The 25,664-nt window shown below is 35.3% G+C and carries 19 protein-coding genes; 17 read left to right on the forward strand and 2 right to left on the reverse strand.

Features of this window, described 5'->3' with window-relative positions; translation table 11 throughout:
- Positions 1 to 13: 13 nt before the first annotated feature.
- Positions 14 to 1,174, reverse strand: a complete 1,161-nt coding sequence (locus ACYSNW_RS07530) for a hypothetical protein (protein WP_461743871.1) — start codon at positions 1,172 to 1,174, stop codon at positions 14 to 16.
- Between the two features lie 231 nt (positions 1,175 to 1,405).
- Here ACYSNW_RS07530 and ACYSNW_RS07535 point away from each other — a divergent pair, with 231 nt between their 5' ends.
- The 14 genes from ACYSNW_RS07535 (at position 1,406) to ACYSNW_RS07600 (ending at position 20,589) form a co-directional block, all read left to right on the forward strand.
- Positions 1,406 to 2,653 carry a competence/damage-inducible protein A gene (locus tag ACYSNW_RS07535; protein WP_461743872.1) on the forward strand — a complete coding sequence of 416 codons (1,248 nt, stop codon included), beginning with the start codon at positions 1,406 to 1,408 and terminating at the stop codon, positions 2,651 to 2,653.
- Positions 2,654 to 2,759: 106 nt separating this feature from the next.
- A complete protein-coding gene (gene recA / locus ACYSNW_RS07540; protein ID WP_461743873.1) occupies positions 2,760 to 3,812 on the forward strand; it encodes a recombinase RecA in 1,053 nt (350 codons plus the stop codon).
- Between the two features lie 287 nt (positions 3,813 to 4,099).
- Positions 4,100 to 5,656: a ribonuclease Y gene (gene rny, locus ACYSNW_RS07545; RefSeq protein ID WP_461743874.1), complete on the forward strand. Its 1,557-nt coding sequence runs from the start codon at positions 4,100 to 4,102 to the stop codon at positions 5,654 to 5,656.
- 201 nt (positions 5,657 to 5,857) lie between these two features.
- Entirely contained in the window at positions 5,858 to 7,510 is a 1,653-nt protein-coding gene (locus tag ACYSNW_RS07550) for a peptide ABC transporter substrate-binding protein (RefSeq protein WP_461743875.1), read from the forward strand.
- A 285-nt stretch (positions 7,511 to 7,795) separates the two neighbouring features.
- Positions 7,796 to 8,623 carry an AraC family transcriptional regulator gene (locus tag ACYSNW_RS07555; RefSeq protein ID WP_461743876.1) on the forward strand — a complete coding sequence of 276 codons (828 nt, stop codon included), beginning with the start codon at positions 7,796 to 7,798 and terminating at the stop codon, positions 8,621 to 8,623.
- 111 nt (positions 8,624 to 8,734) lie between these two features.
- Positions 8,735 to 10,003: a PTS sugar transporter subunit IIC gene (locus ACYSNW_RS07560; protein WP_461743877.1), complete on the forward strand. Its 1,269-nt coding sequence runs from the start codon at positions 8,735 to 8,737 to the stop codon at positions 10,001 to 10,003.
- A 2-nt stretch (positions 10,004 to 10,005) separates the two neighbouring features.
- Entirely contained in the window at positions 10,006 to 12,222 is a 2,217-nt protein-coding gene (gene bglX, locus ACYSNW_RS07565) for a beta-glucosidase BglX (RefSeq protein ID WP_461743878.1), read from the forward strand.
- Positions 12,223 to 12,486: 264 nt separating this feature from the next.
- Positions 12,487 to 13,545: an extracellular solute-binding protein gene (locus ACYSNW_RS07570; RefSeq protein ID WP_461743879.1), complete on the forward strand. Its 1,059-nt coding sequence runs from the start codon at positions 12,487 to 12,489 to the stop codon at positions 13,543 to 13,545.
- 316 nt (positions 13,546 to 13,861) lie between these two features.
- Positions 13,862 to 14,863: an ABC transporter ATP-binding protein gene (locus ACYSNW_RS07575; RefSeq protein WP_461743880.1), complete on the forward strand. Its 1,002-nt coding sequence runs from the start codon at positions 13,862 to 13,864 to the stop codon at positions 14,861 to 14,863.
- A gap of 12 nt (positions 14,864 to 14,875) precedes the next feature.
- Positions 14,876 to 16,618: an ABC transporter permease gene (locus ACYSNW_RS07580; protein WP_461743881.1), complete on the forward strand. Its 1,743-nt coding sequence runs from the start codon at positions 14,876 to 14,878 to the stop codon at positions 16,616 to 16,618.
- Positions 16,596 to 17,375 carry an endonuclease/exonuclease/phosphatase family protein gene (locus ACYSNW_RS07585; protein WP_461743882.1) on the forward strand — a complete coding sequence of 260 codons (780 nt, stop codon included), beginning with the start codon at positions 16,596 to 16,598 and terminating at the stop codon, positions 17,373 to 17,375. The genes ACYSNW_RS07580 and ACYSNW_RS07585 overlap by 23 nt, the downstream gene beginning before the upstream one ends.
- A 25-nt stretch (positions 17,376 to 17,400) precedes the next feature.
- Positions 17,401 to 18,105, forward strand: coding sequence for an MgtC/SapB family protein (locus tag ACYSNW_RS07590; RefSeq protein WP_461743883.1), 705 nt, complete (start codon positions 17,401 to 17,403; stop codon positions 18,103 to 18,105).
- 48 nt (positions 18,106 to 18,153) lie between these two features.
- Complete coding sequence (locus ACYSNW_RS07595; protein WP_461743884.1) at positions 18,154 to 18,894, forward strand: DeoR/GlpR family DNA-binding transcription regulator; 741 nt, start codon at positions 18,154 to 18,156, stop codon at positions 18,892 to 18,894.
- A gap of 24 nt (positions 18,895 to 18,918) precedes the next feature.
- On the forward strand, positions 18,919 to 20,589 hold the full coding sequence (locus ACYSNW_RS07600; RefSeq protein ID WP_461743885.1) for a phospho-sugar mutase: 1,671 nt from the start codon (positions 18,919 to 18,921) through the stop codon (positions 20,587 to 20,589).
- Positions 20,590 to 20,715: 126 nt separating this feature from the next.
- Here ACYSNW_RS07600 and ACYSNW_RS07605 read toward each other — a convergent pair whose 3' ends face one another.
- Positions 20,716 to 23,361, reverse strand: a complete 2,646-nt coding sequence (locus tag ACYSNW_RS07605; protein WP_461743886.1) for a sigma-54-dependent transcriptional regulator — start codon at positions 23,359 to 23,361, stop codon at positions 20,716 to 20,718.
- Between the two features lie 325 nt (positions 23,362 to 23,686).
- Between ACYSNW_RS07605 and ACYSNW_RS07610 the strand changes: the two genes are divergently transcribed.
- Genes ACYSNW_RS07610 through ACYSNW_RS07620 form a run of 3 tightly spaced genes read left to right on the forward strand, consistent with a single transcriptional unit; the run spans position 23,687 to position 25,650 of the window.
- A complete protein-coding gene (locus tag ACYSNW_RS07610) occupies positions 23,687 to 24,028 on the forward strand; it encodes a PTS lactose/cellobiose transporter subunit IIA (RefSeq protein ID WP_461743887.1) in 342 nt (113 codons plus the stop codon).
- Positions 24,029 to 24,035: 7 nt separating this feature from the next.
- Positions 24,036 to 24,341, forward strand: a complete 306-nt coding sequence (locus tag ACYSNW_RS07615) for a PTS sugar transporter subunit IIB (RefSeq protein ID WP_461743888.1) — start codon at positions 24,036 to 24,038, stop codon at positions 24,339 to 24,341.
- Between the two features lies 1 nt (position 24,342).
- A complete protein-coding gene (locus ACYSNW_RS07620) occupies positions 24,343 to 25,650 on the forward strand; it encodes a PTS sugar transporter subunit IIC (RefSeq protein WP_461743889.1) in 1,308 nt (435 codons plus the stop codon).
- The last annotated feature ends 14 nt before the right edge of the window (positions 25,651 to 25,664 follow it).

Genomic DNA, 25,664 nt, shown 5'->3' on the forward strand with positions numbered 1-25,664 from the left:
TAATTAGAGTGTATTAGTAACATTTAGCACAAGGAGTTAAGCCGCGTGCTAAAGCTGCTTCTAACGTGGCTTCGGTGTAGGTTCCATTCCCACATCTATGATTGTGATATTTTTTGCCAGTAGGCGTAACTAGAACCATTTCACTTACTGGAGCTTCTGCTGCGGCGGCTGCATCAGCTGTCGCCTGAGCACTAGCAGCTTCTTGTTCTGCTTTTTGGGCTTCAGCTACTCTTTTTGCTTCTTCTTTTTGTGCATCGATTGTTTGCTTGACTGTATTCATTCGATTGCTTAGATCAGTATTTCCATTTGGAATGGCCTTGATTTTAGCAATTGCTTGATCATAATTGGTGTCATTTGGTTCTTGTTCTGCTTTTTCTACTGCTTCACGTGCACTAGTCAGTTGTTTTTCTGCTGTTTCTTTTGCTTCGATTTTTTCTTTGACTGTTGTTAGACGTTTTTCCAAAGCCTCTTTATTCAATGTTGCTTTACTAACGAGGGCTGTTGCTGAGTCTAATTTTTGACGATTTTGCTCTTTTTCGGCTAAATCAACTGCGACATAAATCGGGATATTTTCTTTAATCGTCGCTAAGCGTTCATCCATTTCATCATATTGTTTACTTAGGCTTTCTACAAGTGTAGCGGCATCATCATAGTTTTTTGAAGTAGGATTTTTTTCAGCAAGTGCTAGAGCTGTTTCAGCCTCTGCTAAAATTTTTTGCTCTTTTTTTTCCATTTCTTCTTCTTTTAAGAGGGCAACAAAACTTTTTGAGGGCTTAATTTCGACCGTTTTAGTTATTTCTTTCCCCGCTTTATTGGCAACTAATGTTATTTCTTTTGACTCGTCATCTTTCAAGGTTACGTCATAGACAAATGAACCGTCGTCATTCTCTATTTCATCTCCATCAGCAGTCACTTTACTAGTTTTGTTCGTTGTTCCTTTAATCTGAGCGATACCGTTTTCATTTGTTTCAATAGTTGTTTCTGAAATCGTTAATTGCACTGCCTCGGCAGGACTTAAAATAATAGCAACTATCATCACAACAAAACTAACAGCAATACCAATCAATACAGGTTTCTTCGGTTTCTTTTTGATAAATGAAAAAATTAAAAATCCGATACCACTCAAACACCCTAAAAAGGCCAACACTACAATTGTATTCAAAATACCTGTCACTTCTCTCTCCCTTTCTAAAAAAGTATAATTAGTTCTGTATTAATTATATTACGTGTGATATTTTTTAGCAATTTTAAATAAAAAAAATATTAAGTTAATCTTGTTTTATAAAAAAAGTGGAAAAGGAATTTTATTCAATTTTTTCAATCACACGATAGGCTAAAAAAAAGTGACTATGATAAAATAGAAAATAGAATAAAATTCGTAACTTATTAGAGAAGAGGAAAAAAAGTGAAAGCCGAAATTATTGCTGTTGGTACAGAGTTGTTGCTAGGACAAGTTGTGAATACAAATGCAACGTTTCTTTCAGAAGAGCTAGCTGCTTTAGGGATTGATGTTTATTATCATACAGTAGTGGGAGACAATCCGATTCGACTGGAAAATTTAGTCGCTGAAGCAACCAAACGTAGTGACTTGATTGTCTTATGTGGTGGTTTAGGCCCAACCGATGATGATTTAACAAAAGATATCGTAGCAAAATATCTTGATTGCTCGCTTGTTCAAGAAGAGCAAGCCTTAGCAAAATTGCATCGTTATTTTGAACGCTCAAAGAGAAAGATGACGGAAAATAATTTAAGACAAACACTGATGATTGAAGGAGGACACGGTGTTCAAAATCCGACCGGTTTAGCTGTAGGTTCATTAATTACAAACGATCAAACAACGTATCTATTATTACCTGGACCACCTAGTGAGATGAAGCCAATGTTTTCTGAAAACGCCCGACCGTTATTAGAACAACTCTTTCCTCAAAAAGAAAAACTGTATTCAGTCGTTTTACGTTTTTATGGCATTGGAGAGTCACAATTAGTGACCGAATTAGCTGAATTAATTGAAAAACAAACGAACCCAACGATTGCACCTTATGCAAAAACAAACGAGGTGACACTGAGACTAACCGCCAAATCTGAGACTAAAGCTACCGCGGATAAATTATTAGCTGAAATGGAACAAGAAGTTATGGCTAAAGTTGGTGATTATTTCTATGGTTATGGCGATAATAATTCATTAGAAAAAGTCACTGTAGAAGCATTAAAATCAAGTGGTAAAACAATCACAGCCGCAGAAAGTCTGACTGCCGGGCTGTTTCAAAGTACTTTGGGCAATGTGCCAGGGGTTTCAGAAGTCTTTAAAGGAGGCTTTGTGACCTACTCTTTAGAAACGAAAGTTAATTTTTTAGGCATTTCACGTCATTTATTAGAGAAAAATGGCACTGTAAGTGAGTCATGTGCCATTGAAATGGCAGAAAAGGCACGTCTGTTAGCAGATACTGATTTTGCTATTTCATTCACTGGTGTCGCTGGTCCAGATGAATTAGAAGGTCAAACGGCTGGAACTGTTTGGATTGGTTTAGCAGAAAAAGGAAAAGAAACATATGCCGAACAATATTATTTTAACCGCGACCGCAGCTATATTCGCCAAAGTGCTGTGATGAAGGGTTTGGATATCGTTCGCAGAGCAATTTTTAAAGAAAAATAAAATAAGCGAATGTTTGTTCGCTTTTTCTTGATTTTTCAATTAATATCAAGTATGATAGACCTACGAATAAGAGAATAGATAGTTACACTATAAGGAGGACCATTCATTGGCAGACGATCGTAAAGTAGCCTTAGATGCTGCATTAAAAAAAATAGAAAAAAACTTTGGTAAAGGTTCCGTAATGAAATTAGGGGAGAAGATTGATCAACAAGTTTCAACTGTTCCTAGTGGTTCATTAGCCTTAGATGTTGCATTGGGTGTAGGCGGGTATCCTCGTGGACGAATTGTAGAAGTATATGGACCTGAAAGTTCAGGTAAAACAACAGTAGCTTTGCATGCAATCGCTTCTGTGCAACAAGAAGGTGGAACAGCGGCTTTTATCGATGCCGAGCATGCCTTAGATCCGCAATATGCGCAAAAATTAGGCGTAAATATCGATGAGTTATTATTATCTCAACCAGATACAGGGGAGCAAGGATTAGAAATCGCTGATGCATTGGTATCAAGTGGAGCGATTGATATTGTTGTTATTGACTCGGTAGCGGCCTTAGTGCCTCGTGCTGAGATTGATGGTGAGATGGGCGCTAGTCATGTTGGGCTACAAGCCCGCTTGATGTCACAGGCTTTGCGTAAACTTTCTGGCTCAATCAATAAAACCAAAACAATCGCTATTTTTATCAACCAAATTCGTGAAAAAGTCGGCGTGATGTTTGGAAATCCAGAAACAACACCTGGTGGTCGTGCCTTGAAGTTCTATGCCACTGTTCGTTTAGAAGTACGTCGCGCAGAACAGTTGAAACAAGGAACAGATATTATCGGGAATCGTACAAAAATTAAAGTGGTTAAAAATAAAGTGGCTCCGCCATTTAAAGTGGCTGAAGTTGATATTATGTACGGGCAAGGAATTTCTCAAGAAGGAGAACTACTTGATATGGCGGTTGAAAAAGACATCGTCGATAAGAGTGGTGCTTGGTACTCTTACAAAGAAGAACGAATTGGTCAAGGTCGTGAAAATGTAAAAGTTTATATGACAGAACATCCTGAGATGGTCGAAGAAGTCTCTAAACGTGTAAGAGATGCTTATGGTATTGGTGATGGAACATCTATTGTTGAAGCTAATGAAGGGCAAGAAGAGCTTCTTTTAGATGAAGAAGAGTAGAAAGACTCTGTATAAAAAAGTTTAGAAAAAACAATTATCGGCATTTTATAGGACTGAGATCTAACTCTTTGAGTTAGTCTTAGTCTGTTTTTTTTATTTAGTCAGAAATAATCAGCGACCTTCCATTAGAATCGCCTTTTTTAAGTTGACACACTAGTGTACAAACATTAGAATAAAGTTATGTCTATTTACATTTATGTAGCTAGACTTAGTGATAATTGATTATAGTTTATCAGGAAACTACAGGAATATTGAAAGTTTAAAAGATAGTATGGAGGTGGAAAACAATGGGTTTAACAATTCTCTTCGCTATCATTAGTTTAATTGTCGGGCTGGGAGTAGGTCTTTACGTTGCAAAATCACGTCAGGATAAAGCAATTGAAGGAGCTAAGACTTCTGCTGTTGGAATTCTTGAAGGAGCTAAAAAAGAAGCGGAAACGCTGAAAAAAGAAGCTTTGATAGAAGCAAAAGAAGAAAACCAGAAATATCGATCAGAAATTGAAAGTGAGTTGAAAGAAAGCAAAGTAGAAATCAAATCGCAAGAAAATCGTTTGCTTCAAAGAGAACAAACATTAGATCGTAAAGATGATTCTCTTGGAAAACGAGAAAACTCACTAGAAGAAAAAGAAGATAAACTGAGTGCTAGACAGCAATTAATTGATGAGCGCGAGAATGAAGTAGAACAATTAATCGAGAAACAACATCAAGAAATAGAGCGGATTGCATCATTGTCAAAAGATGAGGCCAGAGATGTCATTATGAAATCAACAGAGGAAGAATTGAGCCATGAATTAACAATTATGGTTAAGGAATCTGAGTTGCGTGCAAAAGAAGAATCAGATCGTAAAGCAAAAAATTTACTTTCACTGGCGATTCAACGTTGTGCAGCAGATTCAGTTTCTGAAACAACTGTTTCTGTTGTTAGTTTACCTAATGATGAGATGAAAGGTCGCATTATTGGACGTGAAGGACGTAATATCCGTACCTTAGAAACATTGACAGGAATCGACTTGATTATTGATGATACACCAGAAGCAGTCGTTTTATCTGGCTTTGATCCAATTCGTAGAGAAATTGCACGAATGACTTTAGAAAAATTGATTCAAGATGGTCGTATTCATCCAGCTCGAATTGAAGAAATGGTTGAAAAATCACGCAAGGAAATGGATGAACGTATTCGTGAATACGGAGAGCAAGCAGCATTTGAAGTAGGCGCACATACATTACATCCAGATTTAATCAAGATTTTAGGACGTTTACGTTTCCGTACTAGTTATGGTCAAAACGTATTGAACCACTCGATTGAAGTGGCTAAATTGACAGGTGTCTTAGCTGCAGAAATTGGGGAAGATGTCCAATTAGCTAAACGTGCAGGGTTATTACATGATATCGGAAAAGCTTTGGACCACGAAATTGAAGGCTCTCATGTGGAGATTGGCGCTGAATTAGCTACGAAATATAAAGAAAATTCAGTTGTTGTGAATGCTATTGCTTCTCACCATGGAGATGTAGAAGCAACTTCTGTAATTTCAGTCTTAGTGGCTGCAGCAGATGCACTATCAGCTGCTAGACCTGGTGCGCGCAGCGAATCATTAGAAAACTATATTCGTCGCTTAGAAAACTTAGAAAATATTTCAAATGGTTTTGAAGGTGTTGATTCTAGTTTTGCAGTTCAAGCTGGACGTGAAGTACGTGTCATGGTTAAACCAGATGAAATCAGTGATTTAGAATCTGTTCGTTTAGTAAGAGATATCCGTAAGAAAATTGAAAATGATCTAGATTATCCTGGACATATCAAAGTAACGGTAATCAGAGAAACACGAGCAGTTGATTACGCCAAGTAATAAAAAATTTTTTTTGTGTTATAAACAAGAGAAAAGGACGATTATTCGTTGCTTTTCTCTTTTTTTTATTTTGAGACTAAATTTTAATTTAATGGAAAGAAAAAATAACTTTAAGGAAAGCTCGGTTCAAATTCTTTGCTATATTATTTTATTTTTGTTATTATCCCTAGTAGCGTTTAAATAATTGGGGGTTTTTTTAGAATGAACTTGAAAAAAACGATGTTAATTGGAGTAACGGCCCTATGCAGTTTAGCTTTAGTTGCTTGTGGTGGAAGCTCTGGAAATGATTCTGGAAATCAAGCAGGTGGCGAACAAGTTTTTCACTATATTGAAAGACAAGAAATGCCGAGTGCTGATCCTTCATTAGCAACAGATGAAGTAAGTTTTACGGCTATAAATAACGTCTATGAAGGAATCTATCGTTTAGATAAGGAAAATAAACCACAACCCGCTGGAGCTGTAGAAAAAGCAACAGTGAGTGAAGATGGAATGGTTTATACAGTAAAATTAAGAGAAGATTCAACATGGAGCGATGACAAACCTGTTACTGCAGCTGATTACGTTTACGGGTGGCAACGTACAGTAGAACCAGCTACTGCATCTGAATATGCATTTATGTTTAGCCCAGTCAAAAATGCTGAAAAAATCACTAAGGGTGAACTGGATAAAAAAGAACTTGGAATCAAAGCAGTTAGTGATTATGAGCTAGAAATTACATTAGAAAAACCAACACCTTATTTTGATTACTTACTAGCTTTCCCATCATTTTTCCCTCAACGCCAAGATATTGTTGAGAAATATGGTAAGGATTATACAACAGATAGTGATAAAGCTGTTTACAATGGACCGTTCACTTTAACAGATTTTGACGGACCTGGTACAGATACAAGCTGGTCATATACTAAAAATGATAAATACTGGGATAAAGACAACGTAAAACTTGATAAAGTTGCTATTGATGTTGTGAAAGAAGCACCAACTTCATTAAATCTCTTCCAAGACGGTCAAGCAGATGACGTACCGTTAACGGGTGAATTAGCAGAGCAAATGAAAGAAGATCCTAACTATATTACGTTGAAAGCAGCGTCAACTTTCTATTTGGAAACAAATCAAAGAGATGAAAACTCTCCTTATCGCAATGAAAATTTACGTAAAGCAATCTCTTATGCCATTGATCGTGATGCATTGGTTAATCAAATCATTGCAAATGGTTCAACAGCACCGATTGGTTTAGTTCCACAAGATTTAGTTGGTAGCCCAACAACCGATGAAGATTTTGCCAAAGAAGCTGGGAATCAAGTAATTTACGATGTAGATAAAGCGAAAGAGTCTTGGGAAAAAGCAAAATCTGAATTAGGAATTAAAACATTAACTATGGATCTCTTGGTTGATGATACTGATAATTCTAAGAAAATGGCTGAATATTTACAAGGAACACTTTCTGATACATTAGATGGTTTGAAAGTAACTGTAAGTCCAGTGCCGTTCTCTGTACGTTTGGATCGTATGTCAAAAGGAGATTTTGAAGTTGCAGTTAGTGGATGGGGAGCTGATTACGCAGACCCAAGTAGCTTCTTAGATCTATTTGTTACAGGTGCTTCAAATAATAAAGGTCATTATTCAAATAAAGAATATGACGAATTAGTCAAAAAAGCTGCAACAACTGATGCAAATAATCCCGAAGCGCGTTGGAATGATATGATTGATGCGGAAAGATTATTTATGGATCAAATGGCAGTAATTCCATTGTACCAAAAAGCAGAAGCTCATTTACGTTCTGAAAAAGCCAAAGATGTCGTTTACCACTCTACAGGAGCTAAGTACGACTTTAAATGGATGTACATGGAAGATTAAACATTTTAACTATAAAAATAAACGTTGAAGTAGTCTTGTCATAAGCAGTAATCTTCAAAAAAATAAGTTACTAATCACGAAAATTGAGATAAATTTTTGTGATTAGTAACTTTTTTAATTAGTGTGAAATACATTTTAATAGGAATTCATCATTTGATAAAATAAGAAAACTAAGGTAGGTTTATACCGTTAAATGTTTAGTTAAAAAGTCATTCGAGCTTTTGGTTTTAATTCATTTACTTAATTTTACGCTTTTTATTATCTATTACAGAAAGAAGGGACTTTATGAAATACGAAATGATTTCTCTAAGTAAAAATTACCCATTTAAACTGTTTTCTTTTACGTCAAAAAATCCTGATCGAATGATTTCTACGCATTGGCATGAGAGTGCCGAATTATTATATTGTCTAAAAGGGAATTTAGAAGTTCGATTTCCTCAAAGTACTTATTTATTAGAATCTGGAGACGTACTATTTATCAATTCAAATATTATCCACTCTTCTAGAAGTCCATTGCCAAACGAAGTGTTTGTGATGCAGTTTCCATTGGACTTTTTGAAAGAAATGACGCAAAGCCAATATAGTCACCGATTTTTATTTAATTTAAGTCCTTTGCAAGTGAAAAACAGTAAAGTTGTGCTATTACTTGATCAAATCTTTAGAGATTATCAAAAAAATGATCTAGCAACAAACTTATTAGTCAAAAGTCGGACCTTAGAATTTCTTTCTTTGTTGATTAGAGAATATAGTATGCCGATAGCGACTCAAAAGACAATAAAAAGTTTAAAGTATTTAGAACGCTTGAAGCAAGTAAATGATTATGTAGCAATGAATTATGATCAACCATTGAAATTAGAACAGGTTGCTAGTACTTTCAATTATGATCCGGCCTACTTTTCTCGTTTTTTTAAGAAATATATGGGTATTCCTTTTTCTGAATATGTCAATACAGTTCGTTTAGAGAGAGCTTACTATCAATTAAGAGACACAGATATGACAATCTTAGATATCGCAATGGCAAATGGCTTTTTTACAGTAAAATCATTTTACAATGTATTTAAGAAACACTATACGTTGTCTCCACAACAGTATCGACAAAAATACTTTAAATAAAAAAGTCATTAAATTTCCGATTTGAAGACGAATTTAGTACCGAAATGAGTAGTGAAAATCGATATACTAAAAGAAAATAAAGCGCTTACTAAAAAGTTGGGAGAAATTGAAATGAAAAAAAAGATTATTGATTTTTTTGATAAAGTGAGTCCCTTTTTTGATAAAATGGGAACCAATCCGTATTTACAAGCTATTTCTGGTGCAATGATGTCGACATTAGGACCTGTGTTTATTGGATCGGTGGCTGTTTTACTTGTTGTGTTTATGAATATGTCTAAAACCTTACAAGAATATACTCAAGTTATTGCCTTATTAGGAAAAGTAAATACATTTACAATCGGTTCATTGGCATTATATATTTCTGTTTTAATGGCTATCAATGTGGTACGAAAATTAGATGAAAAAGAAGATTATGTAGCGGCTGGAATTATTTCATTGATGTGTTTTTTATTGATTACACCTTTGGATCAAACCGCAGCTGAAGTAACCGCGCTACCAGTGACATGGCTAAGTGCACAAGGTGTTTTTTCAGCTATGATTGTTGGTTTAGTTGTGGGTCGTTTATTTTTAGCAATCAAAAGAAAAGGTTGGACTATAAAAATGCCTGATGGTGTTCCACCAATGGTGACAAGAATGTTTGAATCGTTAGTTCCAACTGTTTTGATTGGAATTTTATTTATTCTGATTGATTTTGGTTTTGGAATGACTTCTTTTGGGAACATGCATCAATTTGTTTATACCATTATTCAAGAACCGTTAAAAGGAATTGGTGGCTCAATCGGTGCAATGATTGCATTGAGTTTATTGCAACAAATTCTGTGGTTCTTTGGAATTCATGGGACAAATGTAATTTTACCTTTAGTAACACCGCTATGGATGGCAATGGATGTTGAAAACATGAATGCTGTGACTGCTGGTCAAGTACCGCCAAATATTGTTGGATTAGCCTTTTTTAATATCATTACTTTTGGTGGGATGGTTTTAGGATTAGTATTATTGATGGTACGTGCTAAAAGTAAACAGTATCGAGAAGTAGCTAAAATCTCGATATTACCAGCATTTTTTGGAATCACAGAACCAGTTATTTTTGGGATGCCGTTGGTTTTGAATTTTGATTTAGCAGTTCCTTTTATTTTCAATAATAGTATTGGACTAATTTTAGCATATATCTTAACTAAAATTGGTTTAGTTTCTAGGTTCGTGGGAGTTCAAGCAATTTTTGGCTTACCAATTGGTTTTCATGCGGCTGTTCAAGGTAGTGTATCGGTCATCATTTTACAAATTGTAATTCAGTTAATTTTATCACCGATTTTATGGTATCCATGGTTTAAACGTTTAGATAAGAAAACATACTTACAAGAACAAGGAAACGAGGCGTAACTATGAAAGAAGCAATGCTAAAAGAATTACTTGAAACATTGACTTGGGAAGAGAAAATAGGTCAATTAGTGCAACTTTCAGGCGATTTTTTTCATGCAGACCAATTAGCGGTTGGACCACAAAAAAAATTGGGAATTGATCAAAAAATTGTTGATCAAGTAGGATCTGTTTTGAATGTGACAGGTGCTAAAAAGACAAAAGAAATTCAAGAACGTTATTTAGCAAAAAGTCGTCATAAAATTCCATTACTATTTATGGCTGATATTATTTATGGTTATCGAACCATTTTTCCGATTCCTTTGGGCTTAGGAGCTACTTGGAATCCGTCGTTGATTGAAGCGGCTTATCAAGAAACTGCTGAAGAAGCAAATGCTGCCGGAGCGCATGTAACATTTGCGCCAATGGTTGACTTAGTACGTGATGCTCGTTGGGGACGCTGTTTAGAATCAACGGGAGAAGATTCTGTCTTGAATGCGGCATTTGCACGAGCAATGGTGACAGGGTTACAAAAAGATCTTGCTAATGGCGGTGGGATCGCCTCTTGCGTGAAACATTTCGCGGCCTACGGTGCAGGAGAAAGTGGTCGAGAGTATAACACCGTAGATATGTCAGAGCTTCGCTTAAGACAAGACTATTTACCAGCATATCAAGCTGCGGTAGATGCAGGTTGTCAATTAGTGATGACTTCATTTAATACGTATGATGGTATTCCTGTGACTGGGAACCAATTTTTATTAAAAGAAATCTTGCGCCAAGAATGGGGTTTTGATGGCGTGATTATTTCTGACTATGCTGCGATTCAAGAAATGATTGCGCATGGAGTTGCTAAAGATGATCGCGAAGCAGCGAAATTAGCCATTGAAGCAACTACGGATATTGATATGAAAACGCCTTGTTATGCGAAGGAACTAGAACCATTACTTGAAGCAGGTGAAATTAGTGAGGAACTTGTGAACCAATCTGTTTACCGAGTGTTGAAATTAAAAAATGATTTAGGTTTGTTTGAAGATCCTTATCGAGGGGCCAGTCAAGAAAGGGAACAACAAAGTTTCTTAACACCTGAAAAACGTCGTTTAGCGAAGAAAGTAGCTTCAGAATCCCTAGTCTTACTTCAAAATAACAGAGAGGTTCTTCCGTTAGCAGCAAACCAAGAAAAAGTATTACTTGTTGGACCTTATGGGGATAATCAAGAGCTAATTGGTTTATGGGCAGTCCATGGACAAGGTAGTGATGTGGTAACTATCAAGAAAGGATTCGAGCAGTATCTTGATTCTGATCATTTATTCTACACACAGGGCTGTGATATGCTTGAAGATTATCAATTTTTAGGGGAGTTTGGCGTAACGAAAGATCAAATTGAACAGACTGGATTAAGTAAAAAAGAGCAGGAATTGGAGCTTAAAAAGGCATTAGCTCTAGCTGAACAAGCTGAGACTATCGTTTTTGCTTTAGGTGAACACACGATGCAAAGCGGTGAAGCAGGAAGTCGTACAGATATTACGCTACCCAAAATTCAACAAGAATTTCTACAGAAGATGATTAAATTAAATAAAAAGACTGTTTTAATTGTAATTAGTGGTAGACCTCTTGTATTAGCGAAAGAAGTTCAACAAGTAGATGCGATTATTCAAGCGTGGTTTCCTGGTACAGAAGGTGGAAATGCGTTAGCAGATATGATTTTTGGTAAAACAAATCCTTCGGGTCGCTTAAGTATTAGTTTTCCTTACGCTGTGGGACAACTTCCTATTTACTATAATGAATTTAAAACAGGTCGACCATTAAGCAGTCCAACACATAAAGGACGCTTTGTTTCGAAATATTTAGATTGTCCGAATGAGCCGCTCTATCCATTTGGGTTTGGTTTATCATATAGTTCAGTCAATTATTCAAACTTGCAAATCAGTGCTGAAAAAATGCATGAAGAGCTTGAAGTTTCAGTTGAAGTAAGTAATGGTTCAGATCGTCTAGCGCTTGAAACGGTACAACTGTATATTCAAGATGTGACAGGGTCTGTTGTGCGACCTGTAAAAGAATTAAAAGCATTTAAAAAAGTAGCGATAGCTGCCGGTGAAACAAAGCAAGTTACGTTTTGCTTAGCTAAAGAACAATTGTCTTTCTATACAAAAGAGTTACTGTTCAAGACTGAGCCAGGCGATTTTATTGTATATGTTGGTCCAAATTCAAAAGAAGTTTTGGAACAAAAATTTGAATTGATTTAACTGTAAAAGATTCATTCAAAAGGGATGTTGTGTAATATTATTAGAGATCAGAACTTTGCTAATAGAGCAGGGATTTGATCTCTATTTTTATTTTATGCATGAACCCACTCTTCCTAAAAACATCACTCTCTTTTGTGCGTTTTAAGAAAATTTGTGATAAAAAAAGATAATTTATGATAATTGTGTTGAAATTAGTGATAAAAAATGATAATATCAATATGCAATAAAGAAAGCGGTAACAATTAGAGAGGATGGAAAATTGGAATGAAGAAATTTAATGGAAAAATTGTCGGAATTATTTTAATTATGTTGTTGATGGTTGTTGGCTGTTCAAATAAAGGATCAGACGATACAAAAAAAGAAAAATCTGAAAGTTTAGTGATTTATACAAATGCAAATTCAGATGGTCGTGGGGAATGGTTAGAAGAAAAAGCGAAAGAGCAAGGCTTTGATATTACGTTAGTCACTGGTGGAGGAGCAGATATTGCTAGTCGTTTGATTGCTGAAAAAAATAATCCTAATGCAGATCTTGTTTATGGATTGAATAGTTTATTTTATGAACAATTAAAATCAGAAGAAGTATTGACCAAATTTGTACCAAAATGGGCAAGTGAAAATCCAAAAGAAATGAATGATGCGAGTGGTTACTATCATGGAATCGTGACACAAGCCTTATTACTTGCGTACAACGAAGAAAAAATAGCAACAGCAGATGCACCAAAAAGTTATTTAGATTTAATTGAAAACGATTCCTTTAAAGGGAAATATGAAGCACCAATTAAATTAGATCAAGCAACACCACGAATTATTCTGTCTAGTATTTTAGTTCAATATAAAGACAAAGATGGCGAATTAGGCATTTCTGATGATGGTTGGAAAGCAGTAGAGAAATTCTTGAAAAATGGGGAACGTGTTCCAGAAGGGGAAGATTTCTATGCGTTGTTTGCCTCAGGAGAAATTCCGATTGGAACATTGGTCTCAGGAACATTGCAAGCAAAAGAAGATCAATATGGGGTTCCAGCTCAAATCGTTAGCCCTAAGGGTATCGGCTCTCCATCAGTAATTGAATCCGTTGCTTTGGTTAATGGGAGTAAAAAAGAAGATAAAGCCAAAGAATTCATTGAATGGTTTGGTAGTGCAGAAGTCCAAGGTGAATTTGCTGAAAAATTCAATGCAATGCCAACGAATGAAAAAGCAGGGGATAAAGTTCCCGAAGATGTGAAAAAATTATTTGATCAAATTGAAATTCAAGATTTAGACTGGACCTTTATTTCTGAAAATATTGATCAATGGATGGAAAAACTGGAATTAGAAATTCTATAAACGACACATTAAATGGAGTTGTGATAGAGTGCCAGAAAGTTTGGGAAGGATCTGGAAACGATTGAAGAATTCGAATTTTATGAAAATTTAGCGGGAAATGAGCGAAACTTTATGAGGGGAAGTTCTAGCTAAATTACAAAAATAATTGTCGCTATTGTTTTCAGATATTCCCTAGCTAAAAATGGTTGCTTTTCATTTTATGTACGTTTTACTGGCTCTAAGTAAATGAAATAAACTGAATACATATGAAAGTTAAAATTGAATCAATAATGGGATAAGTGCACTGTTTTTATCCTGATTATTTGGAGGTAAAACGATGATTTTTTTTGAAGATGTTCAAATTAAGTTCAATGATTTTGTTGCAATTGATCAATTGAATTTGCGAATTAAAGAAGGAGAATTTTTCACTTTGTTAGGACCATCGGGGTGTGGTAAAACAACTACTTTACGAAGTTTAGTTGGGTTTATTACGCCAAGTAAGGGCAATGTTTATTTAAATGATAAAAATATCACTCATGAACCTGTTGAAAAACGAAATATCAGTATGGTGTTTCAAAGCTATGCCTTATTTCCAACCATGACGGTTTACGATAATATCGAATTTGGCTTAAAAGTTAAAAAAATCGATAAACAAAAATGTCGTGAAATGGTTAAAGAAATTGCTAAAAAAGTGGATTTAGAGCCTAGTCAACTACAAAAGAACGTTTCTGAACTATCTGGTGGGCAACAACAACGGGTAGCGATTGCTAGAGCTTTAGTATTACAGCCGAATATTTTAGTTTTGGATGAGCCGCTTTCTAATTTGGATGCACGATTACGAGTACAATTACGTAATGAATTGAAAGATTTACAGAAAAAATTTGGGATTACTACAATTTATGTTACGCATGATCAGGAAGAAGCGTTGACGTTATCGGATCGAATCGCTGTTTTTAATAAAGGCCATGTTGAACAGGTAGGAACGCCTGAAGAGATTTATAATCAATCAAAAACGGAATTTGTTTGTAACTTTATTGGAGACATTAATAATATTTCTAGTATCAAACAGCATTTTACAGCAAATGTAAGTCAACAGGAGAAATGTTATATTCGTATCGAAAAAGTTTACTTAAATCAACAAGCGAAAACATGTGACGTTCAATTAACAGGGACGATTTCGGCTATTGAATTTTACGGAATCTATACAAAGTACACGGTTTGCTTAGAAGATGGAACAATGATCAAAGCAATTGAAAAAGGAGAGAAATTGAGCGATCTAAGTGTAGGAACTCCGGTAACGATTGGTATGAAAGAAAAGGATATTTTGACGTATTCTTAATGGAGGAAAACAATGAAAAAAAGAACAAATATCTCCTTGATAATCATTATTTTGGGGTTGAGCTGGTTTTGTCTTGGTTTTTTGATTTATCCCAATATTAATACTGTTTTGCAAACCTTTTTTCATGAGGGTTCATTTTCACTGGAGCCAGTAATGCGGCTTTTGAAATCACAACGAGCTATGGATAGCTTGAAAAATAGTTTTATTCTAGCGGTTACGTTAACTGTGACAGTTAATTTAGTGGGTATTTTTTTAGTATTAATTATGGAATATTTTGAAATCAAAGGGGCGAAGATTTTAAAGTTAGGCTATTATACTACCTTAATTTATAGCGGTGTGGTTTTAGTATCTGGATACAAATTTATTTATGATAAAAATGGTTTTATAACTAAACTGATTCAATCGATGTTTCCTAGCTATTCTGCTAGTTGGTTTCAAGGATTTCTAGCCGTTGCGTTTGTTATGACCTTTGCTTGTACGTCGAATCATGTCTTATTTTTATCAAATGCAATTAAAAAATTAGATTTTTCAACCATTGAAGCAGCAAAAACAATGGGTGCTTCCAAATTAAGAATACTATTTCAAATTGTATTTCCAACTTTGAAACCTACTTTGTTTGCGTTGACGATTTTAACCTTTTTAACTGGCTTATCTGCAACCTCTGCACCAATGATTTTAGGAGGGCGAGAATTTGAGACAATCACACCGATGATTTTAACGTTCTCAAGAAGTCATTCCTCCCGAAATTTAGCGACCATCTTAGCCTTAATTTTGGGAATCGCAACGATTATTTTACTGAGTTTTATGATGAAATCAGAACGTAAAGGGAATTTCATGTCGATTTCTAAAGTTAAAGTTGATTTTCAAAAACAAAAAATTGATCATCCGCTTGTGAATATAGTGGTTCATGCATTGGCTTACTTCATTTTTATTCTTTATGCGATTCCGGTGATTCTAATTATTCTTTTCTCATTTACGGATGCGGCAAGTATTTCAAGTGGCACATTAGCTTTAGATCATATGACCTTTAAAAACTATATGTTAGCTTTTTCAAGTTTGAAGGCGTTACAACCCTATCTCGTTTCTTTGATTTATGGCTTGGTTGCTTCATTCTTAGTGGTTGCCTTATGTTTGCTTTGCTCGCGCTTGATTCATCGATATCCGAAGAATAAATTAATCGTTGTACTTGAATATATATTGATGATTCCGTGGCTATTACCGACAACCTTGATTGCGATTGGTTTAAGTATTTCATTTAATCAACCGACGATTTTTACTTTCAATAGTATTTTGACTGGAACTGTTTGGATTTTATTGATTGGTTATATTATTATCAAGATTCCTTTTACTTTACGGATGACTAAATCGGTTTTTTTCAATATCAATAATGAAATCACTGAAGCAGCGCAAAATTTAGGCGCAAGTTCATTATATACTTTTCGTCGAGTAATTTTACCGATTGTATTACCGGCAACGGCGGGTGTATTTGCCTTGAATTTCATCGCGATTTTACAAGATTATGATTTGACCGTATTCTTATATCATCCTCTATATGAGCCGTTGGGCGTTATGATTCGAAATGCAACAGCGAATCAAACTGTTGCAGATACTAAAGCATTGTCACTAGTTTACTCTGTAATTATTATGGTCATGTCAACAATCATTATGTATTTAGTTTATAGCGACAGCAGTTTTGTGAAAAAACTATTTAGAACATGGAGAGAACGAAAAAATGAACTCAGTAATGACTTATAACATTAAAAATGACAGTCCAACACCGGATCCATGTGATTTATGGGTGCAACGGTTACCGAAAATGGTTCGTTTACTTCAACGACAACGACCACAATTACTTGGGCTACAGGAAGTAACAGCTGAACAATTAGCAGATTTACAGGCGGAGTTACCAAACTATCATTTCGTCGGACAAGCTCGCTCAATGGAGCCAAAATCAGAGTTCAATCCAATTGCATATAATCATGAACAATTTAGTTTAGTAGAATCTGACACCTTTTGGCTTTCGGAAACACCAAATGAGATGCGTAAAGCAGATGAATGGCAAGCTGATTGCTTTAGAATCGCAACTTGGGCGACTTTACAAGAAAAGAAAAGCCAAGCGACGATTTTGATGATTAATACTCATTTTGATCATATCAGTGAACAAGCTCGCAGAGAATCTGCGAATGTAATCAAGCAATTTATTGAACAACGACCAGAAACAAACGTAATTTTGATGGGTGATTTAAATGCAGAACGGGAAGAAACGTGTTATACAATTTTAGCTGATGTTTTACAAGATGTGATGACCGTGAGTCCTTATCATGTAGGGCCTAAAAAAACGTGTACTGGGGTCGATTTTAAACCTGATATTGTCTGGGATGAAATGATGCAGATTGATTATATATTTATCAGTGAAAACGTGACTGTTAAACGAACGGAAGTAGTCACAGATAAAATTGCTGGACACTATCCATCTGATCACTTCCCCATTCTGTGCGAATTTATAGTGTAACCTCTATCGGGAAAAGGAGCAGAAGATGGTTGATTATCAAGTTATTTTGTTACGATTGTTTTTAGCAACATTGATTGGTGGGGCCGTTGGCTATGAGCGAGCTTCGAATAATAGTGTGGCGGGACTACGTACGCATATATTAGTTGCTGTTTCATTGGCAGGAGTCAGTTTGATTCAAGTATCGATTGTTGATACAGCTGTACGTTTGGTAGCAGGACAACCAGAATTACAAAATTTATTTAGTGTCGATTTTGGTCGGTTAGGCGCTCAGGCGATTGCTGGAGTTGGTTTTTTAGGTGCTGGAACGATTTTACAAATGAAAAATGGGGTAGTGGGATTGACGACAGCTGCTTCTATTTGGAGTGTGGCAGTTATTGGATTGGCTATTGGAATGGGCTACTATTTCATCGGCATTTTATTAGGTGGAATTGTTGTCTTGACTCTTGGGACGATGAATCGTGTATCTAAAAAGTACTTACATAAACCGACGAAAATTATTATTGATGTTGAATTTTTACACAATGAATCTTTGGTGACTAAATTGAATCAATTTTTTGGGAGTTATCAAGTTGAAATCGAGCAGTTTGAATTGATTGAGCAGTGGGATCATGAAAAAAGTAAAGCACGCTATGTTTTGATTTTAGATCGATACCATCAATTAGACGAATTGAAAAATAAATTGTATTCTTTAAATACTAGAATCAGTAGTGTGAAAAGCTATGGGCTATAGACACTTCCAAATTAAAAATTAATTCTCAGTAAGAAATGAGGTCAATCAATGATGCTTCCTTTTGAAAGAAAAGAAAAAATCAAAGAAGAATTATTAAAGGGCTATATCAATATAAACGAGATTGCACAACTTTTAGATGTCTCAGAAATTACGGTTCGTAGAGATTTGAAACAATTAGAAAAGGAAGGCGTAATCGAAGTTTTCCATGGCGGTGTTGCGAAATTAATTGATACGACACGAGAAACAAGTATTTCGAAGCGACAAGGAATCTATTCTGAAAATAAGACGAAGATTGGTGTTTGTGCTGCGAACTTGATTGAAGATGGTGACGTCGTTTTTATTGATTCAGGAACAACAACAAAAGCGATTATTCCAGAATTAGTAAACAAAAAAGATGTATCAATCGTTACTAATGGGTATTTAAATATTGAAGCTTGTATTCAGCATAATATCCCTGTAACCGTCATCGGTGGCGACCTAAAACTTGAAACAATGGCTTTTGTCGGACCGCTGACCAATAAATTGTTAGATATGTATCATTTTGATAAATGTTTTCTAGGTGCAAATGGAATTGACGCTGACTTTGGTCTTTCAAATGCGGACCCGAATGAATCAATGGTAAAAGAAAAAGCAATTAATCAATCTACACAAACCTATATTGTTTCAGACCATTCGAAATTTGATGCAAAATCTGTTTTCAAATTTGCTGATTTGGAACAAGTAACAATTATTACCGATGATTGTCCTGAAAAATATCAAGAATCTGCAACCATCATTTTAATTGAATAAATTTAAGATAACGAGGGAATAAAAGTGGATGAACAAGTAGTTAATAAATGGAAAAGAGGAATGCAACAACAAGACGAGCAGCTGTACCGACAATTACAATTACTGAGTGAAGCAGAGAGAAATGATTGTTTTAGTGGCAAACTTTCATTTGGAACAGGCGGGATGCGTGGGATTTTAGGAGTGGGACCTAATCGAATGAATCGTTTTACTATTCGTCAAGCGGTTTATGGTTTTGCAAGAACTTTATCTCCTCAAATGAAAATCGTTATTGGGTATGATACACGCATGATGTCAAAGGAATTCGCTGAAGAAGCAGCAGGAGTATTATTGGCTCAGGGGCAAACAGTTCATTTATTTGCAGAGTATGCACCGACACCTGAAATTGTTTATGCGTTGAAAAACGTGGTTCAAGCTGATTTTGGCTTAGTAATCACGGCAAGTCATAATCCTAAAGAATACAATGGGTTGAAAATTTATAACAAGCAAGGGAGCCAATTAGTACCAGAAGAAATCGCACCGATTATTGCTCAAGTGAACCAAATCGAAGATGTTTTTTCAATTCCAATAAAAAAAATAACCAGTACAGACCCACATTTATTTATGTTAGGATCTGAAATTGATCAAGCGTATATTACAGGATTACAAACGGTTTGTTGTCAGCCTAATGTGTTGAAAGAAGGCGAGTCGGTTCCTGTTGTTTATACGCCGCTTCATGGAACAGGACAGCGGATTTTCAGTCAATTGATGGAAGCAATCAATCAGCCTAAATATATCGTTTGTGAGCAACAAACAGCGGCAGACGGTTTATTTCAACATGCGCCTTCCCCAAATCCAGAAGATTGTACAACTTTTGCCTTAAGTATAGCATTAGCGCAAGAACATTCAGCAGAACTGATTCTTGCAACAGATCCAGATGCAGATCGAGTGGGTGTCATGATCAAAAAAGGTATATCTTATGTACACTTAACAGGGAATCAAGTCGGGATTTTACTTTTGGATTATTTGATTCAACAAACACCTCCTTCTGAACTAGCAACAAAAGTTGTCCTATCTACGCTTGTTTCAACTGGAATGGTTCATGCATTAAGTCAAACTTATGGATTTACTGTGAAACAATTTTTGACGGGGTTTAAATATATTGGACATGAAATAGGCTTAGCGACAGCTGAGAAAGAGTTTCTTTTTGGTTTTGAGGAAAGTTGCGGATATTTAATCAAACCGATTGTTCAAGATAAAGATGCCTTTCAAGCGATACTATTACTATTAGAAATGGTTCTATTTTATCGTAAAAAAAATGTGACACTTTCGCAGCGTTTAGAGGATTTGTACCAAGAATATGGCTATTATCTTAATGAATTAGAAACGATTGAAGTTAACGCGAAGCCAGATTTAACTAAGATTACTAAACAGTTTTTAGAAAAAAATGCTTTAGTTAATTTTGGTTTCTCTGCTTTTGAAGATTACCAACGAGCTGTTCAAGTAGGTGATGAACAATTCTTCCAAACGGGAATCGACACACAAGATGAATTTTTGCGATTTAGTTGTGATAGGGAGTCGTGGATTTGTATTCGGACTTCAGGAACGGAACCTAAAATTAAAATTTATTATGAAATGGTTGCGGAAACTCAGCAGTTGGCACAAGAAAAACTAAGGAAATATCAAGCAACTATTCAACAACTATTGAAAGAAATATAAAAAGATAACCGAGGTCGGAACAGAAGTTGTTTAGCTCACCCAAAAAACAAGTGTGGATAAGAGGTTGAGACAAATAGCCATATCTACACTTGTTTTTTTATTATCATAAGTAACTAGATTTCTGAACTAAATCTTGATTTTTCTTTTTAATAAATAAGTAAAAATATGTTCAAGATTTGTCTGAGAAAAGGTAACACCATAAATTAATTCTAAAGAGTGGAGTTCTTGATAGAGCTCATACTCTTTTTCTGTTGCTAAAACAATCGATGCTTCAGTATGAGTAGTACCAGAAAGTTTCAATTGATCAATTACACTTGCTAAATGACACATCAAACCAATTTTTAACTCAGGTGAAAGTTGTAAATCAAAATTATTTTCAATCATAATCAACCAATTTTTAAGATTTTGTAACAGAATCGCTCCATCTAATGTTTGAATGATAGGGGCAGTGTTTTGAATTGCTAGTGTAGAGACAAAATCAAAGTCAATCAGTTGTTGCATTTGTTCTAATGAAGTAGCATCAAAGGCTTGAGAAATATTGAAATAAGGACAATGCAGACTACTGATTTGAAAAGTACTAACATAGCAGAGAATCTCGCCTTCTTTTTTTAAACAAGCCAATTCTTTCTCTAAAGCTGATTCATCTACTATCTGAAAGGAATGAATCGTTAAAAAATCATCATAAAGATTCAATTGTTTTGATAACAAATTTTTGATTAATCTAGCTGACCCGCTGCCAGTGGTACAAGCTGTAACAATAAAACTTTTTTTAGTAGTAGGAAGCGGTTCAGTTGTTTTCTTTTCAAGGTGGGTAATAGCCTGGATTCCAGTTGTGATTTCTTCTAAGCTGTACCCTAATTGGGCTTTTCGGCTAGCTTCTAAGACATGCAAGGTGCTGACTAAATCAATACAGACGACCTCACAATCGGTTTTTGCCATTAATTCAGTCGCAAAATTAGTTAAGGAACCCATATCTGCTAAAATCAAAACACTTTTCCAATACGATTGTTTAAGATAAGCTTCTATTTCTAGCAATATATTTTTTGGTTTACAAGACAAAGGCATATTAAAGGCTACAACCGCTTGGTTTCCTAATAGATCGTTGACCACATTCGCCATGCTAGAAGCAGTTGATTCGCCATGAGCGACGACTAAAATTTTGACTTTTTCTGCGACTTGCTCAGTAATTTGTGGAACTAAAAATAAAGCTAAAAAGGCCACTTCATCTGTAGGTAAAGTAATAGCTAAAGCATCTTCGATAATCTTTTTATGTTTTTCAGCTAATTGGTAATAATATGCATGAGATTGCTGAATCTCGGTCAACTTTGGATTGCGAATAATTTCGCCCTTTCTCATTCGCAGAACCATATTATGTAAGTGGATTGCTAAACCAGCAACGATGCTTTCTGAGTATTCATTTGTATGAGTTGCAGTGGCTGCCAAAAATCTTTGAGTCGTAATAAATACTTCATGTCCGACCAAATTGATGATATTTTCGTGACTTTCCGTTTCTTGATTTTCTAACGATTGGAAAAACTCTTTAATTGTCATGTCCACGACTTCATTTGTTGCTTGCGCATTTAAGCCAATTTTTTCCATATCGGTCATTTTATGATCAATCAATTGGTAAATGTCGTGTGTTTCATTTTCAGTAAACGAAAAAGCAGGTTGTTTCTCTGGATCAGAGTGAATCTGGAAATCAATAAATCGTGTTGAATAAGAAGCGGTCAGTTTCCATAAAGCATTTCGTTCTTCAGAAATATACAATCCTTCTTTGATATATTCAGGCAAATCGTAGCTTGTAATCATTAATACTTCTTCATGTGCAGAGAGCGAACGGGCATAACTTTGTGCACATAACAGTTGAATATCTGTTTTTAATTGACCAATATTATTCGTGCAATGATAGCCTAACAAGGCACGCAAAGAATTCATTGAAAGTTTGATATTACGTGTTAATTTATGAGCTTCATCTGTAAAAAAATCTGTGATCAAAGTCAAACGTTCTGTCAGACCACGTTCTTTTAACGTTGGCAAATGAATTTTCATTGGAATTCTGCGAATAAAGGTCTGTAACAGTGTTGAATGAATTTCTTCAGTCGTAGCACAAATCAATTGTACATTCGCTGTTCGATCAAATGTTGTTTCGCCTAAACGATGAAAAACTTTTTTATCAATAAAAGTAAAGAGCATTTCCTGCGCATCAGGACTTAAACGATGAACTTCATCTAAAAAGAGAATTCCTTCATCTGCTTCTTCAATCAATCCCTTCCTAGCTTCAATAGCTCCTGTGTAAGCCCCTTCAATAACACCGAAAAGCTGTCCTAAAATCAATTGAGGATTCGAGGCGTAATCTGCACAATTAAATGTAATCAATTTAGCGGTTGGTGGGATCAATTCTTGCTGTTGTGAAAAATGATAAATCATTTCAGCAAACATGCTCTTACCCACGCCAGTTTGTCCATCAAGTAAAATATGCATCCGTTGAGGCGGATATAAAGCCGCCGCTTTTGCTTGTTCTATACAATTTTTTAGACTGTTATTTTTTTGACTAAAAAGATCAAGATATAAGAGCGGTTCTGTCTCAACCAGAGAAAATAAAACAGGACGAGTGCCTCTTTTTTGCAATAAGTTTTGTTTTTCTAAGGCATTTAAATCACTACTTACATTTGCTCGATCGAGTGTTAAGTGATTCGCTATTTCTTGCGCAGAAAAGGTTCTCCCTAAAGGTAGATTTTTAATATATTGATAAATGATTTCTTTTCTATTCATGTCGTTACCTCCTCTACTAATTATTTTTTATAATTAAAAGTATAAAAGTTATTGAAACGACTGTCAAAGTTACTCGTCCTTAAAAAAAGGAATTTATTGCCCTAAAAAAGGAGATTTTAGCTATTCGACGTTGGGTTTGATGAAAAAGAGTGATGAAAAATAATGTTGCTTTTTTAGAACTTCTAATTTATAAAGATTTACCCAAAAAGTGTGTTATTTAACAACACACTTCAGTAAAGGGAGGCTCAATGGCAGAAGTGTAAGAGTTTATGTGTGTTGGCATACTTTTTGCTATTTAAAGAAGTAGTGAGGGGTGAGGCGTTTGATGGAAAATGAAATTATGCAGATTATTGTGTATGCAGGGAATGCACGTTCTTTAGCAATTCGTAGTATTCGTGAAGCGAAGAAAGGGCAATCTTTAGACGCGATAACTATGATGACTGAAGCACAAAAGAATTTGAAAGAAGCACATCATGCACATGCCAAAATTATAAGTGCATCAACGAATGAAGTAAGTCCAGTGACATTGAATTTATTTATGGTTCACGGAGAAGATCACTTAATGTCAGCAATCACAACTATTGATTTAGCCAAAGAATTTCTAGCTGTTTTTGAAGGGTTCCAGTCATTAAAAGAAGAAGTTCAATTAATTAAAGAGGGGGTATAAAAGTGACATGAAAATTATTTTGGCTTGTGCTGGCGGAATGTCTACAGGAATGTTAGTCAATCGAATGAAAGAACACGCGGAGCAACAATCAGTTGAAATGGCGATTGAAGCGTATGGATTAAGTGAATTGGAAGAATACATCGAAGGAGCCGACGTGATTCTTTTAGGCCCTCAAGTTGGGTTTCAATTGGATGAGGTACGGGAAAAATATCCTGAAATTCCAGTTGAAGTAATTGAAATGATTGATTATGGCATGATGAATGGGGAAAAAGTATTTAATTTAGCCTTAACAACAATAAAAAGGGGGAAGTAACATGAAAAAAGAAAAAGGGAGTTTTGGTATTAAATTAAACCAGTTGGTTGTGAAATTTTCTACTAACATCGTGATCAAAACGGTTGCTAATGGTATGATGTTGACATTACCAATCACGATTGTTGGAAGTTTGTTGATGGTTATTCAAATGATTCCAAACTTACCAGATGTAATCAATCAAATGTGCGTGCTTGGAACGACAATTACTAGTAATTTAATCGCACTTTATATTGTATTGGGGATGTCTTATGTTTTAGCGAGAGAAATAAAAAGTGACGTACCAGCGTCAATCATTTTATCTGTGGCTTGCTTTTTTCTTGTTACACCAATTACTAGTTTTGATGTTGGGGCAGAAAAACCAGTTCAAGCAATTGAGTTAGGTTATTTAGGTTCAAAAGGAATCTTTGTTGGAATGATTATGGCAATTACAGTAACATGGTTATTCGCTAAACTGTCAGAGAAGAATATTTCTTTAAAAATGCCAGATAGTGTGCCGCCGTTTATTTCGAAAACTTTTGCAGCGATTGTACCAGCAGCAATCTTATTTATTCTAGTTATTATTATCAGTACTTTATTTTCTAATACAGGATACGGTAATATTCATGATTTCATCTATACTCTTTTACAAGCACCGCTTCAAAGCTTAGGTGGTACGATTTGGTCAGCGCTATTTATAATGTTCTTATCTGAATTATTATGGTGGTTTGGCATTCATGGCAGTAATGTTACGGCATCAATATTAACTGTTCTCTATGCAGCCCCTGCGTATGCTAACATGGAAGCCGTTGCTGCAGGGGATCAGGCGCAAAATGTGATTAACCTATTCTTCTTAGATGCCTATAAAGGCCCGCGTGCTTTAGCTTTAGGGTTTATTTTATTATTTATTTGTAGAAGTGAAAAGTTCAAATCAATTGGAAAAGTTTCGATTGTACCGAGTATTTTTGGAATTACAGAACCAATGAAATTTGGAATTCCCCAAATCTTGAATCCTGTATTGTTTATCCCTTTAACAGTTGCTGCGCCGCTTTGTGTGGCAATTGCTTATGTGGCAACGATTATTGGTTTTTTGCCGATTACGAGTTTAAGTGTGCCAAAAAATTTACCGACCTTCTTTACAGGCTTTATTGCTGGAAGTTGGCAAGGGCTAGTCGTGCAATTGATTCAATTCGTTGCGGTGATTCTATTGTACTTGCCATTTATGAAAAGACTAGATATCCAAGAAGTTGCCCAAGAAAAAGAAGTAGCTGCAATAAAAAAAGCAGCAATTGAAGAAACAGTTGAACAAACACCAGATTTAGTACAGGAATAATAAGTAAAGGATGT

Source organism: Enterococcus sp. LJL99 (genome assembly GCF_054871725.1).